We start from the raw sequence: 20,362 nt of genomic DNA, 5'->3' as shown, positions 1-20,362 counted from the left end.
AATAATAACCCTGCCTTTGTGCACAAGCATTCAAGGCAGGGTTATTATTGAGTATTCCGAATTCTCAACGGTGAAGCGAGCGCGCTACTGGCGGATTCGGCTGCCGAGCAGTACACTACTCGCCCAATCGAGTTATTTTAGCGCTGCGTTCGGCCAACATCAGCAGTACATAAATAGTCATTACATAGCCGGCGGCCAGAATGGGAATAATTAGAGGAATATCGCGATAAATCATAATTAGAACCAAAAGTCAAGGACTAGGAGGAGGAGGACAAGTTCAAGACCTACTACATTAAGTCAGCACGCAAGACCAGGCCTTGGTTCTGAAGGCTGCTTTTCCATATCAAGTCTGCGGGAACATTTAGGCGTTCCCGGTCAATAATGATTTACTGCTTTACAGATGCTTAAACAGCCTAAAACCATCCACTTTAGCTGCTTTGAGCTACCGTGCACATAAGATGCGCTAGTCTTAAATCCTGAAAAATTTTAGCCACGAGGAACTAAAAATCTGTCCCAGAAATTTTCGCTGCGATCGACTAACAAGGCTGGCTCTAAGAAACTCTTACAGGCTCCTGGAAGCTACCTGCCAGTCTGGCTGTACTTAATGTATAGAATTGTTTAAATCCTTAACTCCTATAATAACACAGGGTTTCTGGGATTTAGAGATTTTTGGGCAATGTCCTTAACAATTCTATACAATAGGGGCAACCCCTGTGGCAGCCGGCTACTCGCCTCTGGCAGTCGCGTTACTCCGATCGGGCTGCAGATGACAAATAACTGCCGATCGCCTAGATTATTCTTTCCTATTGCAGAGAATTACCTTAAAATAAAGATATGATATGTAAAATTTTGTTACTTTACCGCTTGAGTCGGCGTATCCATGATCTCTAGCTCTCTCCTATTTTCCTCGGTTGAAGAAGACCTGCGACTGTTGACAGAAAACTTAAAACAGTTAGTGGGTGCCCGTCATCCCATATTGTACGCGGCTGCAGAATACTTATTCGGCACAAAGGGAAAACGGGTGAGACCCGCAATCGTCCTGTTAATAGCCCGGACAACTATGCCCGATCGTCCAATCACAGAAAAACACCGCCGCCTCGCTGAAATCACGGAAATGATCCACACAGCAAGTTTGGTTCACGACGACGTGGTAGACGAGTCAGATCTGCGGCGGGGAGTACCGACGGTACACAGTCGGTTTAACAACCGAGTGGCAGTATTGGCGGGAGATTTTCTGTTTGCTCAATCTTCATGGCATTTGGCAAATCTGGACAACCTGCCAGTAGTCAAACTGCTTTCCGAAGTGATTATGGATTTAGCTGAGGGGGAAATTCAACAGGGACTAAATGGATTTGACACCAGCTTGTCGATCGAAGCGTACCTCGAAAAAAGTTACTACAAAACAGCATCTTTAATCGCCAACAGTTCCAAAGCAGCCGGTTGTCTGAGCGAGGTTTCAGCGGAAATAGCAGACGATTTGTACAACTACGGGCGCAATATTGGTTTAGCCTTTCAAATAGTAGATGATATATTAGATTTCACTGCTTCAACGGAAACTCTGGGGAAACCCGCAGGCTCGGATCTCAGAAGCGGGAATCTGACAGCGCCAGCGCTATTTGGCCTAGAAGAAAAGCCTTACTTGGAAGTTCTCATAGAACGCGAGTTCGCCGAAGAAGGAGATATAGAGCAGGCTCTGGCATTGGTAAAAGATTCTAAAGGCATAGAGCGATCGCGAGAACTAGCCACCCATCACGCACAGAAAGCCGTCGAATACTTAGCTCCGCTGCCGCATTCTGAGTCCCGCCAAGCTTTGATTGACTTGGCAGATTACGTTTTGAGCCGACTTTATTAAAGGTGAAAAAGTTACATAAACTTTACGAGGAATTGGTAATGGGGAATTGGCAATGGGGAATTGGTAATGAGTAATGCCCGATGCCCAGTGTCTAGTGCCCTATTACCAATTAATAGGAAATTGAGTTGTTTAAGCAATATCTGGCGGTGGAGCCGCTCGATACTGTTGCAAGTAAACGTTAATTAAGTTCTGCACTTGCTCGCGAGGGATTTCGGTTCCGACTTCCTGATTGCCGGGACTTTCAAAAAAAACAATACTGTCAAGACCTTCAAGAGCTATCATCTGAAATAATATGTGAGTGACAGGCAAAAGCACCGGTCTGAGACGATCGCCCGCAGCAGCCGCCGCCTGCGACGCATCTTTAAGACTGGTCCAAGCATAAATCACCCTTTTCTCCCGTCCCGGTTGCTTGAGATTGCTCAAAACCACGATCGCCCAACTTTGGTCTACCGCTTGCAGGATCGAGTATTCGAGATGCTGTAGCTGTTGGGCAATTAACACCAGGGCCGGGGCGATCGCCTGTAAGATTTGTGGCGTCGAACCGTCGGGCGGAGCTTTTTCGATCAATGCTTGAATCTGTTGGTCTAAATCCATCAGTCAGTTCTTTGATATCTACAATTAAAAGTTTCAGGTTAGCAGGTGCGCGTCCAAGTATATATTACCCAGCACTGCCCCATAGAAATAGTACGCCATGTGGGGAACGAGCGTCTCGATCGCGAGTCCGCCGGGCAAACGGCACGACGGAGTTGATTCCCCGCGATCTAAAAAACAGACTTGCCACATCAAGCTATTTCCACTATAGTTCAATACGGTTTAGTTAAGGCTTAAATCGTAGTAAACTAGGTATTATATACAAAAATGGAAATAAAGTACATTACATCTCAAAGAATGTTCATTAGTCTCTCCGGTAGTGCTGCACAGTCAAGTTTTTAAGCGTTATGGGCTTGTTGTAAAAAAGCGTTTTAATGATGGATAAAATACCAAATAGCGCCAATATGATTAGAAAGTTTTTTAGAAAATGAAAGAACGTTTATCCCTGATCTAGCTATTCTTTGCCTGATTGTATTATTGAATCTTTCTATATAGGATGTCTTGCGGCTATCTTTGCCTACGGCTTTGTGCCGTTTGGATAAAAAATTTTTTGGTATGCGTTCCAAAAGTCTGTATAGCAAGAAGCACATTGACTCTGGAACAGGGTGCACGTGAATCCCATCATCCCTTAGCCCCTGATTCATAGCAGTCATTGTTATTGACCTGCTGTTTGTATGAACTTGATTAAGAATTAAAAATGAATAATCACATTTTTAATTCTTAATTGTTAACTTCTAATTCTACTGCAATTGTTTGATTCTGTTGAGCGCGTCTTGATAGGCGCTGGTTCTTCCGCCTTGTTTGTAAAGTTCTGCTGCTTTTTGAAAGTCCGCAATTGCTTTCGGTTGGTCTTTGTTGTCCAGGTAAGCTAAAGCTCGGTTGTAGTAAGCGTCGGCAAAACCGGGATTGGCTTCGATCGCCCGCGTGTATGCTTGAATAGCAGTGGAACCGCGTGTGGATTCCTGTGGGGGCAAGCCGGCGGTGATGAAAGTGCGGGCATTACCGATATTAAAATACAATTCAGGGGTATATTTGGGCTTGAAAGCGAGTGCTCTGTTGAAATCCGCGATCGCCTCCCAAGCATCTCCTCGATCTAACAGCGAAAGTCCTCGAAAATAATAGGCTTGGGCGTCTTGCGGATTGGCGGTGGATACCGGGCCGCTCGTTGGGGGAGTATTGTCTACTTTTAACTCGGATTTGTTTATTCCCGCCGCCACCAGCTTCGCGATAAATGTATTGATTGGAACTGCTGCGTTAAATCCGGTTTTAATCGGGGCGACTTCCCCGGAACTGGTTTGAGCAAAACCGAATTCGCCTTGTCCGTGCAAACCGATGACTCTGCCTTCGGAGTCGAAAACTGGCCCGCCACTCATACCACTCCAAGTTACGGCTTGATACCGCAAAGTGTAACCTTCTGGGCGGTTGCGCGGGCGGCTGGTAACGAGTCCGGGAGAGAGTTCGGGTTCTCGTTCGGCGCCGAAAAGTCCGCCGGTAGCGGGATAGCCGTAAACGAAGATTTGAGTGCCGATGACGGCTAAATCGGAATCTGCGATCGTCGCGACTGGATATTCTTCGGGGCTTTCAAATTTGACTACGGCTAAATCTGGGTCAGTTTCGGCGGTTTGCAAACGGGTGACGGAGGTTGCTTGATAGTTTTTGCCTAAAGACGTGCGAACGGTGTATTTCACGTCTGCTTTTTCTACGACGTGATTGACTGTTAAAACTGTGTATGTTTTGCCTGTTTTGGCAATAATTACGCCAGAACCGTCTCCTAGGGAACTGTTAATTTGTACTGTCAGCGGCCCGGCAATGCTGGCGACTTCTTGGGGGGTTTTGGCGATCGCGGGTTGGCTGATGACTATGGTTAAAGCTGCGGTAGTTCCTGCTAGCAGGGTGCTTAAGGTGTCGTAACGAGAAAAATTTATATTCATGGCTATTGCTAATTAGTAGTTGGGTAGCGGGATTTGGGGAAGAAAGGGCGATCGGCGGTTTGTGCTTTTTTCTGTTTAGTTTTATTACTGATTTGACGCAAAGGCGATCGGCTTTGTTCTTTAGTGATAATTTTACTCGCTTTTTTGTTCCGCGATTCGCTATTTCAATGTATGGGGAGTACGCTGCACCTTACTTAATCTCAATGAATGCTACCCAAATTACTTATTAAAACTCAAAAATACATGACTCGAAATCGGTGGTTAGTTCTTCCTTAGCCATGGTTCCCCGTGCGACTCGTATGACTAAATCATATGCTCGATCGTCCGTCAAATTCAGAGTGCAACCATTTAAGCGCAAAAAGGTATCTGTCACGGCAAAAGCCGTTCGTTTATTGCCGTCAATAAAGGGATGATTCATCGCTATGTGATAGAGATAGGCGGCCGCTTGTTCGCTAATTGCTGGATGCAAAAATTGACCGCCAAAAGTTGCTTGCGGTTGAGCCAAAGCAGACTCTAACAAACCTTCGTCTCTGACACCTGGAGTGCCACCAAAGCTCTCTATCTGTCTGGCGTGGATACTTAAAACCATACTTTTGCTGACAAAATTAGGAGTTGGCAAGGCGACGGTAAACCTCCTTTCTTTCGCGTTCTGAATCGAGATATGCCTGCCATGCTTTGGCTTCTAGTTTTTGTTGTTCTTCTTCAGTCTTTAAGGAACGGACAAATTCAAGCACTTTCAGCAGCAAGGGTTCTGGTACTTGGTCGAGTTCTTGAAGAAGTTGGTCTTTTGCGGTCATGTTTCTTTCCTCCTAGTTATTTTACAACTATTTTATCCGAATTCATCAAAGTCTTGCAACCTAGAGATTGTACGCGATTATCTGTAAGGATACGGCACTGCCGTGTCCTTACAGATAACTTTTTTAAAATGAGATTACAACAATTTTACAACCAACAGATTAGATAATCAACTGCTGTTCTATCGCACTTACAAATTTTGATATTCTGCAACCCATTGGACGATCGCCTCAGTCAATCCGTCTAACGTGTATTCTTTGGCTTCCACATCTAACTTACCCAATAAATTCTGACAGCTTTTGGAAGTTTCCGGCCCGATGGATGCGATGCAAACGTTTTCCAACCAATCCTTAGACAGGGACAATTTTGGGCTTTGTTGTATGAGATTGCAAAAGTTATGTACGGTTTTTGAACTGGCAAATGTTATGATATTTACGGCTTGATTTTGGAGTGCGGATAGAGCGATCGGATCGATAGTTTCGGGACAGCAAGATTGGTAAGCTGGCACTTCTATTACTTGCGCTCCTTTAGCGGTGAATTCTTTAACTAAAACTTCTCTGCCGCCGCTTTCTACTCTGGGAAATAGGATGTTGCAGTTTTGCAAGTTATCGGGGAAGTTATCGACTAGGGAATCGGCGACAAAGTTGGGGGGAATAAAGTCTGGTTGTAGAGAGTGCGATCGCAAACTTTCGGCTGTTTTTTTGCCGACAACTGCAATTTTAATGCCAAACAAGCTGCGGGCGTCTTTGCCTTTTGCTTGTAATCGTTGGAAAAAGCAGTTTACAGCGTTGTGGGAAGTGAGAATTAACCAGTGAAAGCTTGACAATTGTGCGATCGCGCTGTCTAATGGTTCCCAACTCGAAGGGGGCCCAATTACCAAGGCGGGCATTTCGATAACGCGAGCTCCCTGTTGCTGGAGTCGATCGCTAAATTCAGCAGACTGAGAAACCGATCGCGTGACTAAAATGGTTTTTCCTGCTAGCGGCAATTGGCTGTTATTAGTGGTGACGGGTGTATCGATCATATTTGTGCTTTCTGGCTGGATTAAATATTCGCGCAATCTAACTACTTCCCCAATTATTATCACGCAAGGCGATAGAGATTGACCTGCTGTTTGCTGTACAATATTTGAGAGAGTACCCAGCCATATTTGCTGTTCGGGGCGGCCGCAATCTCGGATAATGGCGATCGGAGTTTCGGGCGATCGTCCGTGCTTTTGCAATTGCCAAATTATCTCGCTTAAATTGCGCCCTCCCATCAATATTACCAAAGTTTCTATCTGCACTAAAGCTTCCCATTCAAGAGCATCCGGTTCGTGGGCGCTCATCACTGCAAAACAGCGGCTCATTACCGGATCAGTGAGGGGAATTCCTGCTAGTAAAGGTGCGGATAGGGCCGAAGAAATTCCGGGTATTACTTCAAACTCGCAGCCCGCTGTGATTAAGGCTTGAATTTCGGAACTGGAGCGACCAAAAATAAACGGATCGCCGCTTTTTAGCCGCACGACTTGTTTGCCAAATTTGCAATGTTCTACCAGCAAACGGTTAATTTCTTGCTGCTGTGTGGAAGGTTTGCCGCCGCGTTTGCCGACTTCTATTTTCCTACAAGTTGCTGGGATTAATTGGAGTTGCGGGATGTCGATTAAAGCGTCGTAGATTAAGACTTCGGCTTCGGATAGCAGTTTGTGCGATCGCACTGTCATCAAGTTACAATCTCCGGGTCCCGCACCGACTAGATAAACTTTCCCTTTGTGGTTTTTCACAATTCCTCCTCGATTGTCTCGATAGTATAGTTTTATGAATATTGCGGTGCTTCGGCGCAACCTACCCTACCCTATAAATTAATCAGACTTTTCAAGCAGCCTGTAGGGGCGGGTTCACCCCTTCCCCTCAACGGTGCAAACAGGTTAAATAAACCCGTCCCCAGCCAACGAGATGCACCCGTTACTATTTATGCAGATTATCATCATCACGGCAGCCGATGCAAATTACTTTGAATTGGTGCGAGGCACTATTTTATCGGTGCGGGAAAAACCAGAGGGTGAAAATGTGGCGATCGGCTTTTTCGATCTCGGCTGCACTCCCGAACATTTGCAGTGGCTGGAAACACAAGTTAATATCATTCAAAAGCCAGATTGGGACTTTGACTTTCCGGGGAGAAATGAAGCTCCCGAACATTTAAAAGGATTATTAGTTAGACCTTGTTTACGAAAATACTTTCCCAATTTTGATATATACATTTGGATAGATGCGGATGCTTGGGTTCAAGACTGGAGAGCAATTAATTTGTTGGTTGAAGGAGCATCGCGCCGGGGACTGGCAATTGTTCCCGAAGTTCACAGGGCGAGCTTGCAGCAGTACGGGCAACTGCCTCAGTTTTGGCAGTGGGTTTATCAACAATACGAAGCTAACTTTGGTGAAGAATTCGCTAATAAATTCTACAGTTATCCGATATTAAATGCCGGAGTTTTCGCCCTCCGCAAAGACGCTTTGCACTGGGAAACATGGGCGGAACAACTCAATCAAGGATTGCAAAAATCCGGCTGTGTCATGACAGATCAATTTGCCCTAAACCTAGCTGTTTACAGTGGCGAATTGTTCAATCTCACTGAAATGCTACCAGCTTGGTGCAATTGGATATTCAACGGTTTTCCGGTTTGGGACAAGCAGCGAGGCTGTTTTGTGGAGCCGTACTTGCCACAAGAGGCGATCGGCATTTTGCATTTAGCTGGCCGCCAGCAGTTTGACCGAGTACAATTGATGGCAACTGACGGCGATATACTGGAAATCAGCGTCCGTTACCAACCTAAAAAACACGAAGCAGTACAAATATTTCAAGAACCCCAAATGACTTACCAACAACCTGAAATTAGCAAAAATAATTTATTACATCCAGGGGATTATGTCTCGCCAGGATTCCAAATAATTATACCTGACTCCTATTTCCCCAATATGATTGTTGCCGACCCAAATACGAGTAACTGGCCTTATTTGCGCCGGGAAGTTCCGCATAATTGGTATGCAGACAAGCGCTATCCATTCATCGGGTTTTTGAATCGCGACGAAGCACAGATCCTTTACAATACAGCTCTGCAATTCAAAGGTAAAAAAGCCTTAGAAATAGGTTGCTGGCTGGGTTGGTCTGCCTGTCACTTAGCCCTCGCAGGAGTTGAGTTAGATGTCGTCGATCCGCTGTTAGAAAGACAAGATATCAGACAAAGCGTAATCGATTCAATTCAAGGCGCTCTAAATGCGTCGGGCGTTCAAACATCAGTCGAGCTAATACCAGGCTACAGCCCCCAAAGAGTAGAAGAATTTTCCGCTCAATTCAACCGCAAATGGTCGTTAATTTTTATTGACGGAGAACACGGAGGTGATGGGCCGTTAAATGATGCCATTGCGTGCGAAAAATTGGCTGAGCAAGATGCAATAATTTTATTTCACGATTTAACTGCTCCAGATGTTGGTAAAGGTTTAGATTACTTGAAGCAAAGGGGATGGCAAACAGTAGTATATCAAACAATGCAAATTATGGGGGCTGCTTGGCGGGGCAATGTCGAGCCAGTAAAACATCAACCCGACCCTAATATTTCCTGGCAGTTGCCAGCACATTTGCACGGTTACAATATTAGCAGTTTAGAGACAATTAATTCTCAAACAGCCAGCCAAACAAATCAAAACCAACAGTCATCTTATACAAGAGATTTTTACCAATTAATCGGAGAAGGAACTCGCGCTTCTGCTAAAGAAATTATTCCCCTGCTGTTAGACTTGCTGCAACCCATTTTACCTAAAAGTGTGGTAGATGTGGGCTGCGGTACGGGAAGTTGGTTAGCTGCGTTTCACAAGTTGGGAATCGCTGATTGTTTGGGAATAGATGGCGATTATGTCGATCGCACTATTTTACAAATTCCTTTAAATCAGTTCCAATCCGCCGATTTAAAGCAACCGCTGCAAATAAACAGAAATTTTGACTTAGCAATTTCTCTGGAAGTTGCCGAACATTTGCCGGCTACCTGTGCCGAAAATTTTGTTAATTCTCTCACTCAACTAGCACCAGTGATTCTGTTTTCTGCTGCGATACCATTTCAAGGAGGCGTCGAACACGTTAACGAACAGTGGCCACAATATTGGGTTTATTACTTTCAGAAAAACGGCTATGCAGTTATTGACTGCTTGAGAAAAAAAATATGGAACAATGACAAAATAGAGCCTTGGTACGCTCAGAATATCTTGATTTTTGTCAAACAAGAATACTTGTCGAGATATCCAAAGTTAGTAAATGAGTATCAAAATACCGATCTGAATCAATTAGCCATCGTCCATCCCAAGATTTATCTTTACAGCTTGCAAGCTGCTAGAAATTCGGCACATAATTTACAATCAGAAAGTGTCAAACAAGTTTCAGCATCGCCACAATTGGCAGATCGACCTTTGGTATCTGTGATTATTCCCTGCTACAATCAATCTCATTTTTTGCTGGAAGCAGTAACTAGCGTGATTAACCAAACTTACACAAATTGGGAAATTATCATTGTCAATGACGGCAGCTTAGATACTACCAGCACAGTTGCCAAAACTTTAATAGTAGCAAATTCCCAATATCAAATTAGGCTTGTAGAACAAACAAATCAAGGGCTTTCAAGTGCTAGAAATGCTGGCATAGCAGCAGCAAACGGTGAATACATCATGCCTTTAGATGCCGATGATATCCTAGCTGAAAACGCCTTGACTGACCTTTTAGAAATATGTTTAAAATCAAATACACCTTGCGTAGCTTTTGGTTCTTATCAAATGTTTGGCACTGAAAATCGCATAGTACCCAGTTACGAGTTATATTCTCCCGAAAAAATCAAGCAATCTAACATGATTCACCCGTCTTCACTCTATCACAAATCTATTTTGGATTTGGTCAGCGGGTACAAAGTTGGGATGAAAGAAGGTTACGAAGATTGGGAGTTTTGGGTTAACTGCCACAAGCATAATATTCCCTTTTTGGGAACGAGAGAAGTAGTTGTCAATTATCGGCGTTCCCAGGGTTCTATGTTGGCTAAAGCTCAGCAATATCATCAAAAGTTGGTAGCACAAATTGTTTGTTACAACCGGGAAATTTACGAGATGGAAAGCGTGAATAGTGCTGAAAAGCTATTGGGAAAAATCACAAGTTAATCTTGATTATTTATTTTTTAGTCCCAAAAAAAACTTTGTTTGTGTAGTAGCGAATTCTCTTCGCCGGAAAAAGATGATTGTTAAAGCGAATTTGATATAACAGCAAGAAAGCGCTTAACCTGTTTTTCCCAAGTCCAATTGAGCATAAAATTAGCCGCAGCTAAGCCGCGACTTTTTGACTCTTCGCGATTAATATAAACTTGCTCCAAAGCCTCAACAACTTCTGCAACCTCAGACTCTCCCCAACCTTCTACACCGGAAAAATGAGCAGTCGGTTTAACTCGTCCCTGATTCGATAAAGGATAGCAAATGTTATGGTAAATTAAGTCTAAATGACCAGTATTTGCTGATAAAATAGTCGGAATTCCGCAGGCCATACTTTCCATCGCGACTAAATTAGTGCCGCCTTCGCAGCGGTTGGTGAAAACAGCGCAGTCGGCTTCTCGCAAAATTTGTCCGGCGAGGTGATTGGGAATTAAGCCGATGTCGATAAAAGAGTCAACTGGCAAACCGTTAGCCGCTAACCATTGGGAAATTCCTAAACTTCCGTCGCGGTTGATATTGGGAAGTCCGGCAACGTTTCCGGTTTGTTCGATTCCTAACATATACTGAGGCCAAAAGTTGTGCCATGTTGTTAGTAACAAAGCCTCTGGATGTTTGGCGCGAAATCGTTTGAAAGCGGCAATTACAATATCTTGACCTTTGCGATATTCCAGTTTGCCGCCGGAGAAAATGACGAAGCGATCGCCAAATAGATTAGATTTGGGTGCAGGATGGAAAATTGCGGGGTCAATTCCTTGATTTACCATCGCCACATTAGTCAAGCCGCAGCTTCTCAAAACATCCGCATTCCAGTTAGAACCTGCGACAATTGCGCTATATTTTTTGGCTTTTTCTAGTGCTTCTGCTGTGATTCGCCTGTCTTCAAAAAATATTACTCCTATTTGAGAAGCGCTGGTAATTTGATTCTCAACTCCAGAGGATGCTAAATTATTCCCCAAAGCGTAAAGTACGGGAAAGTTGCAAGTAATCTGTTTGTCTGAATTTGCGGTTACTAATTCCTGAAAATTTTTCTGCTTTTCTACTACAGGTAATAACAGGGATTTATGCAGCGGATTGATAGATTCTGAGGTAATAGATGGCGGTACTAAAAGTGCAACTTCCCAGGCGGAATTTCGCAGCAGTTGCAGTGTTAAATTCATGCCGTAAATTCCCCAGCCGGTGGTGATGCTGACTGGCCAACTAATGCCGATTCCGGTAATTTGTGGGGGAGTTTCTGGGCGTTGGATTTGAGACTGAGCATCAGAATCTGCGTTGCCAGGCTCAGCCTGATAACGAGTAGATTGTAAGGGCGGTGCCTCCGTGCCCGCCCTCTCTAGCAAGGCTGCTTTTATACGATCGCAAACTCCATCCCAATCACCCGCTTTTTGCTGGCGAAACAGACGCACAGTGGGATACCAAGGGCTATTTTCGCGTTCCAGCATCCACCGCCAATCGGGAACAAAAGACAGCAAAACCCAGACAGGTTTGCCTAAAGCACCCGCTAAATGAGCCACAGCAGTGTCAACGCAAATTACTAAATCCAGTTGGGAAATAATTGCTGCGGTGTCGGCAAAATCGACGCAATGTTCGCTCAAATCTTCAATTTGCTGTTGATTTAATAAAGTGATATCGCCCGCTGACATATCTTTCTGAAGGCTGTAAAAACTCGCTCCCGGAACATCTAAAAATTTCACAAAATCGCTCAATTTACACGATCGCTGATGATTGTTGCGGTGCAGCGGGCCGCCCGCCCACACAATACCTACTTTTAGTTGATTGTTCGGCTCTAGGGAAAATTTAAAATCCTGTGGCGGGGCTAAATAAGGAATATTCGCCGGTAGATTGTCCAAAGTCGTTCCCAGAATTCGCGGCAAACTTAGCAGCGGGGCTTGCACTTGAAAATCCACCATATCGCTCGGCCGCACTACTACTCGATCGACTCCTGCAATTCCTTCAAATAAACGCTTCAGCATGACATGACAAGCCACAACAACTTTGCCGCCTTTTTGCTTGACTAAAGGTGCGTAGCGGATAAACTGTATCGTATCGCCAAAACCTTGTTCTGGGTGCAATAAAATTGTTTTTCCCTGCAAATCAGAGCCGTCCCAAAGTGGTTGCTCAAAATAGCGCTGCTCCAATTCTTGAGTTTGCCAGCGCGATTCGTACTCCGTAAAACCGCGCTCATAATTTCCAGTTAAAAGCAAAGCTAAGGCTAGTCTCAAGCGCCAATTTGGCGAGTTTGGACATAGTTGAATTGCTTGATTGTAGAAGTCGATCGCCTCTGCGACTTGTCCCTGCTCTTCGAGGGCGGAGCCCAAGTATAAGTTAGTTTCAGCCTGGTTGGGATTGAGTTTTAGCGATTTTTGGTAATGAACAATAGCCGAGGCTATTTGCCCGTTTTCCTGTTTGAGATAACCTAAATAACTGTGGGCTTCTGCGTGGCGTGGCGAGGCGGCAATTACTTGTTCGTAGCGAGCGGCTGCATCTGCTTTTTTACCTTGTTTTTTTAAGGCATTTGCTAGGTGAAATTGTACCTGTGCGGGCGATAAGGAAAATCGAGGCGCAGCCTCGGGATCTGCGTTACCAGGCTCTTCCTGGAAACGAGTAGAGATTAGGTGTTTTAAGGCTATTTTTACCCGATCGCAAACTCCCACCCAATCGCCGGGTGTTTGCTGCCTAAACAGCCGCGCCGTCGGATACCAAGGGCTGTCTTCGCGTTCCAACATCCACCGCCAATCCGGCATAAAATACAGCAAAATCCATACGGGTTTACCCAAAGCACCGGCTAAGTGCGCGACAGCGGTATCCACGGAAATTACTAAATCTAGTTGCGATATCACCGCCGCAGTATCGGCAAAATCGTTCAAATTGTCGCTCAAATCTATCACCGGAATTTGAGTTAACAAAGTACGATCGCCCGCTGACACTTCTTTCTGAAGACTGTAAAAACTTACACCGGGAATATCTAACAATTGCAGAAAATAGCTTAAATCGCTCGATCGCTGAAAATCCTTTAAATGTTCCGAACTGCCCGCCCACACAATCCCAACTTTGAAATTGCGCTCGGAATTTAGGGAAAATTGCCAATTCGGGGGCGCAGCTAAATAAGGAACATTTGCCGGTATATTTTCTAAATTTGTTCCCAGAATATGCGGTAAACTCATCAGCGGTGCTTGCACTTGGAAATCCGGCAATTCATCCATCCGAACCACCACTTGTTCAATCCCAGGAATCTGCTTAAACAAACGCTTCAGTTCTTGATAGCAAGAAATGATTACTTTGCCGCCTTTTTGCTGCACAATTGCCGCGTATCGCACAAATTGAATTGCATCGCCCAAACCTTGTTCGGATCGGAGCAAAATAGTTTGCCCGTTCAAATCTGAACCGTCCCAAACCGGTTGGTCAAAATTCAACCGTGGCAATTTTTTCGCCTGTTCTGTTTGCCAGCGCCACTCGTATTCTGCTAAACCGCGCGGTAAGTCCCCAGTCAACAGCAATACTAAGCTTAAATTGAAGTGAGCTTTAATACAGTTCGCATCTATTTCAAGAGCTTTTTTATAACAGGCAATAGCCCGATTAGCGTCTCCTAATTGTTCAACAGCACTGCCTAAATTAGTAAATGCTTCTACATAACTTGGATCTAATGATATTGCTTGTTCCAAGCTAGAAATTGCCTGTTCTATTTTGCCCGCACCCAAGCATAAAGTTCCCAGGTGATAGTGTCCTTTAGGATTGTTCGGTTCTGCTTCAATTGCACGCTCGTAAAGGCGTTCTGCCTCGGCTAACTGACATTTTGCTTGCAGCGCCACACCCAAATTTACCAGAACAGGCACGTAATTGGAATTGACAGAAAGTGCTTGATGAAAACAGGCGATCGCACTCGGTAACTCGCCCTGCTGCTGGAGTGTCGCGCCGAGATTGTTGAGAGCTTTGACGTAAATCGGATTCAGGGCGATCGCCTTTTGAAAGCAAGATACAGCATCGGCTATATTGCCTCGATCTTGCAGCAAAATACCCAAGTTATTCTGCGCTTGAGCGCAGTTAGGGTCGATTTCTATCGCGCGCTGATAATAGGTGGCAGCTTCGGCTAAATCGCCTGTTTGGTGCAGCGTCACGGCCAAATTAGTGGCGGCTTCTATCGAATTCGGCTGCAAAACTAAAGCATTTTTAAAATAAGCGATCGCATCCGCAAATCTTCCTTGCGACTTGAGAATATTTCCCTGATTGAACTGTTTTTGATATAATTCTGTATTAGTTTGAGTTTCTCTTGGCGGTAAAGCTTCTTGATGCTGGACAATTTTTTCTCTCAGCGCCAAAGCAGCCCGAGCTAAAACTCCTTCCCAATCTCCCGCTGTTGACTGGCGAAACAGCCTTGCACTTGGATACCAAGGACTATCTTCGCGTTGCAACATCCACCGCCAATCCGGCACAAAACACAGCAAAATCCACACTGGTTTGCCCAAAGCACCAGCCAAGTGCGCCACACAAGTATCTACAGAAATCACTAAATCCAGAGCCGAGATTGCCGCCGCAGTATCGGCAAAGTCGTGCAAATAAGAGCTTAAATCTGTGACGGGCATTTGCTCTAACAAAGCGCGCTCGTCTGCTGTCATTTCCTTTTGCAAGCTGTAAAAATCGGCTCCGGGAATATCTAACAGTTTGGTTAACAAATTCAGCGGTAACGATCGCACCTTATTTTGGGAATATTGAGAATTTCCAGACCACACAATCCCTACTTTCAAATTAGCAGTTGGACTGAGAGTAAATTCCTCACCGGGCGGCGGAGCTAAATAAGGAACTTTCGCCGGTATAGTTTCTAAAGTTGTTCCCAGAAGCTGAGGCAAACTCATTAGCTGCGCGCGCACTTGAAAATCCGGCGCATTCTCTGGATTAACTATTAATCCATCGATTGCCGAAACTTGTGCAAACAAGCGCTGCAACTGCGGCAAACACCAAACAATTACCCTACCGCCTTTTTGCTTGACTAAATCTGCGTAGCGGATAAACTGAATTGCATCGCCTAAACCCTGTTCCGGGCAAAGCAAAATAGTTTTTCCCTGCAAATCTTTGCCATCCCAAAGCGGCTGAATAAAGTTCTGGGGCTGGAACTGTTTTTCTTTAACTAGGAGTCGCCATTCGTACTCGCAAAAACCGCGCTGAAAGTCTCCCGACAGCAGCAAAACTAAACCTAAATTTAGGTGAGCTTCGGGGTTAGCGACATTAAATTTTACTGCTTGGCTGTAGCAGGTGACAGCATCTGCAAATTGTCCGCGATCGTGCAAAGCACTTGCCAAACTGGTGAGGGGATTGAGATAACCGGGTTTGAGTTCGATCGCCCGACGGTAACAATCGATCGCCTCTGCCATTTTTCCCGCTTCCTCAAAAGCTTTGCCGAGATTGTTTAAAGCTTCTGGAAAGCCGGGTTTCAGGCTCAAAGCTTGCTGATAGCAGGCGATCGCATCTTCAATTTTGCCCTGTTTCTGCAGGACAATTCCCAGATTGCAGTGAGCCTGCGCACTGGCTGGCAATGCCTGAATCGCTTGCTGGCAAACAGCTAGATCCTCATCCAACTTATCTGGGTTTGACAGCGAACTCCCGAAAGCGAGATCGGTTTCTACCAAATCCGGTTGCAGCGCCAGAGCTCGATCGTGGTATGCGATCGCATCGGGAATTTTGCCCTGTCGGATCGAGGCGTATGCTAAATGATGCAGGGCGTCCACATAATTTGGCTCGATCGCGATCGCCCGTTCATAATTCGCGATCGCTTTCCCTTCCTCCCCTTGCCCCTCTAAAGCAATTCCCAAATTCAAATAAGCCACCGCGCAATTAGGATTGACTTGAATCGCTTGCTCGTAGCAGCTTACAGCTTCCGCAACATCCCCTTGCTCTTCCCGCAACAGGCCCAAATTAATCAGCGCTTCCGCGCAATTCGGGTTCAAAGAAAGCGCCCGCTCGTATTCTGCGATCGCCTCTTCAGTCTCCCCTGCTTCCGCGAGCGCGCTGCCCAAATTGCTCGCAGTTTCCGCCAAATTCCGGTCGATTGCTAGGGCTTGTCGGTAGTGCGCGATCGCCTCTGTTAGCCTGCCCGTTTGCTGTTTGACAACGCCTAAATTGCTGTAGGCGGCTGCGTAATTAGGATCGATCGCGATCGCCCGCTCATAACATTCGATCGCACCGCCAAAATCGGCTTGCTGCTGCAAATCAACGCCCAACCGAAACTCTGCATCCGCCGAATCCGCCGGCACAAATGCCGCAGCAACCGCGCCTAAAGCTTCCCCAACCCGAGCGAAAACACCCTCCCAGTTGCCCCGCTGATGCTGGCGAAACAGCCTTGCGCTTGGATACCAAGGACTATCTTCACGCTCCAACAGCCACCGCCAATCCGGCGAAAACGCCAGCAAAATCCACACTTGTTTGCCCAAAGCGCCCGCCAAATGGGCGACAGCGGTATCGACACTAATCACTAAATCCAATTTGGCGATCGCAGCAGCAGTATCGGCCAAATCGCCAAAATGCGGGCTTAAATCTACTATCGGCGTTTGATTCAACAGCGCGCGATCGGCCTCGGAAACCTCTTTTTGTAAACTGTAAAAACTTACCCCCGAAACGTCCAAAAGCGGCAGAAACTGACTCAAACTGCACGAACGCTGCTTATTTTTGCGGTGTTTTGGATTTCCCGCCCAGACAATGCCAACTTTCAAAGTGCGATCGGGCAGAAGTGTAAATTCAGCACCCGCTGGCGGAGATAAATAAGCAGTATTTGCCGGTATTGTTTCCAGCTTTGTACCAAGAATATAGGGCAAACTCAACATCGGCGCTTGCACGTCAAATTCCGGCAGCGGCTCGCCTTTAACTATTAGCAAATCAATGCCGTCAACCGTTGCAAACAAACGGTGCAATTGCGGGTAACAGCCAACAATTACCCTACCGCCTTTATTTTTGACGATCGCAGCGTAGCGAATAAACTGAAGCGAATCGCCTAAACCTTGTTCGGCGTGCAGCAAAATAGTCTTTCCCACCAAATCAGAACCGTCCCATAGCGGCCGGTATTCTCTCGCCGAAACAGTATTATCCGGCCCCGTCAAGAAACAGGAATGACCAGTGTGAAATTCTTTAATTTGCCAGCGCCACTCATATTCAGCGAGACCATTTTCCAAATCTCCCACCAACAGCAAAGCCAAGGACAAATTCAGGTGAGCGCTAGCGTGGTTGGGGCTTAAATGAATCGCCCGTCTGTAACAGGCGATCGCATCTTCTACCGCGCCTTTTTCCAGAAACGTCCTGCCTAAATTGTTGATAGCTTCCACAAAATCCGGCAGCAATTCTAGAGCTTTGTGATAATACTCCAGCGCATCTTCTAAATTGCCCTGTTCTTGCAACACTGTTGCGAGATTGTTGTAAGCTTCCCAGCTATGCGGATGAATTTCCAGCGCTCGCCAGTACAGCTCGATCGCCCTTGCAAGTTCGCCTTTTTCTTGCAGCGCCACCGCTAAATTAATCAGTGCGGGAACGAAATTAGGTTCAGCGACAAGAGCTTGCTCGTAATGTGCGATCGCCTCTTCCACTTGACCTTGTTCCTCAAAAATTTTTGCCAAGTTGTAAGCTGTTTGAGGAATATTTGGATCGATCGCTAAAGCTTCTCGGTAATGCGGGATAGCTGCGTCTAATTCGCCCTTTTCTTGCTGGAGAAAACCAAAATTAATCCGCGCTTGGACGCAATTTGGGTCAAGAGATATTATCTGTTCGTAAAGAGCGATCGCCTCTTCTTTATCGCCTGTTTCCATTAAATGTTCTGCTTGCCGCAATAAATCCTCTAAAACAACCAAATTATCGCCAGCCGTTCCGATGATCGCAACCGATGTCTCAATCCCCTGCGATTGCTTAGCTGCGGAGCCTTCTGCTAACACTTCGCTCGCCATCAAAAATATTTGTTTACTCTCTTGAAGCACGCTTCCACCTGTCATTTCGAGAGCCACAGAATCGAGGTCAGGCGTATTATTAGCAGTCATTGCGAGCGAAACGAAGTCAAGCTGAGCTTGGGCAGAATCCTCGGAATAACTAGCAGTATTGGCGATCGCAAATAAACTCAAAGCCGCCTTTACTTCTTCAAACAATTCTTGCCAACTTTCCGGCTGACTTTGGCGGAAAAGCCTCGCAGTTGGATACCAAGGATTGTCTTCACGCTCCAGCAGCCAGCGCCAGTCAGGAGCAAAAGAAAGCAGCACCCAAACCGGTTTTCCTAAAGCACCGGCTAAGTGCGCCACAGCCGTATCCACACTAATCACTAAATCCAGTTGAGATATCGCAGAAGCGGTATCAGCAAAGTCGCTCAAATGCGGACTCAAATCCGGCACTAAGTGTTGGTTCAACAAAGTGCGATCGCTCTGGGACAAGTTTTTTTGTAAACTATAAAAAGCGATTCCCGGAATATCCAAAAATTGAATAAAATCGCTCAAACTGCAAGAACGCTGATTGTTTTTACGGCGCTGCGGGTTCCCTCCCCAAACAATCCCTACCTTCAATTTTGCATCAGAAGAAAGCGCAAACTTGCACTCATCAGGCGGAGCTAAATAAGGAACATTTGCCGGTACTGTTTCCAGAGTAGTCCCCACAATTCGCGGCAAACTCATCAGGGGTGCGTGAACGTCAAATTCTGGCAAACCTTCAAGACTAACTGATAAATATTCAATGCCGGCAACTGTCGCAAACAACCGCATCAGTTCTGGATAGCAAGCCACCATAACTTTAGCGCCTTGGCTGCGAATAATTGGCGCGTAGCGAATAAACTGAATAGAATCGCCGAAGCCTTGCTCGACGTGGAGTAAAATAGTTTTCCCCTGCAAATCCGAACCATCCCAAACAGGCTGTTTAAATTGCCTCGACGATAGTTGCGGAGTGCGCCACCGCCACTCGTATTCAGCAAAACCCCGCTGAAAATCTCCGAACAATAGCAAAGTCAAACCTAATTCCAGGTGGGCGGTGGCGTTGTCTGGCTGCAATTGCAAGGCTCGACTGTGACAAGAAAAAGCCTCTTGAAATTCTCCTAAATCGACCAAAGCGTGTCCGAGATTATTAATAGCCTCCACGAAGTCTGGCTTTAAGTTTAATGCTTGTCGGTAGTGGGATATTGCTGCTTTTACATTGCCTTGTTCGTGGAAAAATGCTCCTACATTGTTGTGAGCTTCGGGATTATTTGGCTCTAGTATTACAGCTTGCTGGTAGCAGTTGAAAGCTTCTGCTAATTTCCCCTGCTGTTGCAGAACTGTTCCCAACCCCATCAGAGAATATGTCAAATTTGGATTTAATTTTAAAGCGTGGAGGTAATAAGCTATCGCCTCGTTTAATTGATTTTTTTGTTTAAATAAATGTCCTAAGTTGTGCGCTGTTTCGTGCAGGTTGGGGTCGAGTCGCAGCGCTGTTTGGTAATATAAAATAGCTGCGTCTATTTCGCCTATTTGCTGTTTAATCCAGCCCAAATTATTGTAAGCGAGTGCGGAATTTGGCTCGATTTTGATGACTTGTTCGTAACTGGCTATCGCCCTTTTATACTCGCCTACATCCAGCAAAACATTAGCCTTATTTAAATGTGCTTCTACAAAATCGGGGTTTTGGGCGATCGCCTGTTCGTAAAAGTCGATCGCTTCGGCAATTTTTCCCTGCTGTCTCGTCGCTATTCCCAACAAGCACAGCACGTTTGCTGATTCCGGCTGCACTTGTATTATTTGCCGGTACAAATTCTCAGCTTCTAACAAACGGCCCGCTTGGTGATGTTCCCAAGCTAATTTCAAAGAGTCTTCGGCACCCAGTTTGCAGGCAGATTTCCGAATTTTTTTTTGAGAAGCCATAGTAGTCTTTGTTGTTTGGGAGTTCGCTAACTGGTGATTGTCAAATTGTTCTAATTTGTTAACTCTTCCTTCCTTCTTCCTTCCTTCTTCCCCATTCCTTCTTCCTTCTTCCTTCTTACTTCTTCCTTCTTCCTTCTT

At 45.6% G+C, this 20,362-nt stretch carries 9 protein-coding genes and 1 pseudogene; 3 read left to right on the top strand and 7 right to left on the bottom strand.

The genetic code is table 11. The annotated features are described in order from the left end of the window. The first annotated feature begins 880 nt into the window (after nt 1-880). Nucleotides 881-1,852 (top strand): solanesyl diphosphate synthase, encoded by a 972-nt coding sequence (gene sds / locus QUA13_RS03180; protein ID WP_333194074.1) that lies wholly within the window; start codon nt 881-883, stop codon nt 1,850-1,852. A 129-nt stretch (nt 1,853-1,981) separates the two neighbouring features. On the opposite strand, the gene QUA13_RS03175 is transcribed toward sds, so the two are convergent. From QUA13_RS03175 to QUA13_RS03165, 3 genes and pseudogenes are all read right to left on the bottom strand, one after another. Continuing rightward, the gene (locus QUA13_RS03175; protein WP_333196555.1) at nt 1,982-2,446 is read right to left on the bottom strand and encodes a hypothetical protein; all 465 of its coding nucleotides are present in this window, start codon (nt 2,444-2,446) and stop codon (nt 1,982-1,984) included. A gap of 368 nt (nt 2,447-2,814) precedes the next feature. Further along, a pseudogene (locus QUA13_RS03170) lies at nt 2,815-2,976 on the bottom strand (IS1 family transposase); the annotation flags it as partial. A gap of 207 nt (nt 2,977-3,183) precedes the next feature. Then, entirely contained in the window at nt 3,184-4,374 is a 1,191-nt protein-coding gene (locus QUA13_RS03165) for a tetratricopeptide repeat-containing serine protease family protein (protein ID WP_333193744.1), read from the bottom strand. 5 nt (nt 4,375-4,379) lie between these two features. On the opposite strand from QUA13_RS03165, the gene QUA13_RS03160 reads away from it, so the two are divergent. Beyond that, complete coding sequence (locus QUA13_RS03160) at nt 4,380-4,604, top strand: hypothetical protein (protein WP_333196553.1); 225 nt, start codon at nt 4,380-4,382, stop codon at nt 4,602-4,604. On the opposite strand, the gene QUA13_RS03155 is transcribed toward QUA13_RS03160, so the two are convergent. From QUA13_RS03155 to cobA, 3 genes are all read right to left on the bottom strand, one after another. Then, nucleotides 4,601-4,993, bottom strand: a complete 393-nt coding sequence (locus QUA13_RS03155) for a type II toxin-antitoxin system death-on-curing family toxin (RefSeq protein WP_333196551.1) — start codon at nt 4,991-4,993, stop codon at nt 4,601-4,603. The two genes, QUA13_RS03160 and QUA13_RS03155, sit on opposite strands and share 4 nt — an antisense overlap. Further along, entirely contained in the window at nt 4,980-5,171 is a 192-nt protein-coding gene (locus QUA13_RS03150) for a hypothetical protein (RefSeq protein WP_015177921.1), read from the bottom strand. The genes QUA13_RS03155 and QUA13_RS03150 overlap by 14 nt, the downstream gene beginning before the upstream one ends. A 188-nt stretch (nt 5,172-5,359) precedes the next feature. Next, the gene (gene cobA / locus QUA13_RS03145) at nt 5,360-6,931 is read right to left on the bottom strand and encodes a uroporphyrinogen-III C-methyltransferase (protein ID WP_333196550.1); all 1,572 of its coding nucleotides are present in this window, start codon (nt 6,929-6,931) and stop codon (nt 5,360-5,362) included. 190 nt (nt 6,932-7,121) lie between these two features. Here cobA and QUA13_RS03140 point away from each other — a divergent pair, with 190 nt between their 5' ends. After that, entirely contained in the window at nt 7,122-10,337 is a 3,216-nt protein-coding gene (locus QUA13_RS03140) for a glycosyltransferase (RefSeq protein WP_333196548.1), read from the top strand. 80 nt (nt 10,338-10,417) lie between these two features. Here QUA13_RS03140 and QUA13_RS03135 read toward each other — a convergent pair whose 3' ends face one another. Continuing rightward, nucleotides 10,418-20,224: a tetratricopeptide repeat protein gene (locus QUA13_RS03135; RefSeq protein ID WP_333196546.1), complete on the bottom strand. Its 9,807-nt coding sequence runs from the start codon at nt 20,222-20,224 to the stop codon at nt 10,418-10,420. Between the last annotated feature and the right edge of the window lie 138 nt (nt 20,225-20,362).

This window comes from Microcoleus sp. S28C3 (assembly GCF_036700785.1).
GTDB lineage: Bacteria > Cyanobacteriota > Cyanobacteriia > Cyanobacteriales > Microcoleaceae > Microcoleus > Microcoleus asticus.
Note: the sequence above shows the minus strand (reverse complement) of the source record. Positions and strands in the feature narration are given on the sequence as shown.

Coding starts and splice junctions, on each gene's coding strand:
- sds (WP_333194074.1), top strand. CDS start 881: ATGATCTCTAGCTCTCTCCTATTTTCCTCGGTTGAAGAAGACCTGCGA.
- QUA13_RS03175 (WP_333196555.1), bottom strand. CDS start 2,446: ATGGATTTAGACCAACAGATTCAAGCATTGATCGAAAAAGCTCCGCCC.
- QUA13_RS03165 (WP_333193744.1), bottom strand. CDS start 4,374: ATGAATATAAATTTTTCTCGTTACGACACCTTAAGCACCCTGCTAGCA.
- QUA13_RS03150 (WP_015177921.1), bottom strand. CDS start 5,171: ATGACCGCAAAAGACCAACTTCTTCAAGAACTCGACCAAGTACCAGAA.
- QUA13_RS03140 (WP_333196548.1), top strand. CDS start 7,122: ATGCAGATTATCATCATCACGGCAGCCGATGCAAATTACTTTGAATTG.
- QUA13_RS03135 (WP_333196546.1), bottom strand. CDS start 20,224: ATGGCTTCTCAAAAAAAAATTCGGAAATCTGCCTGCAAACTGGGTGCC.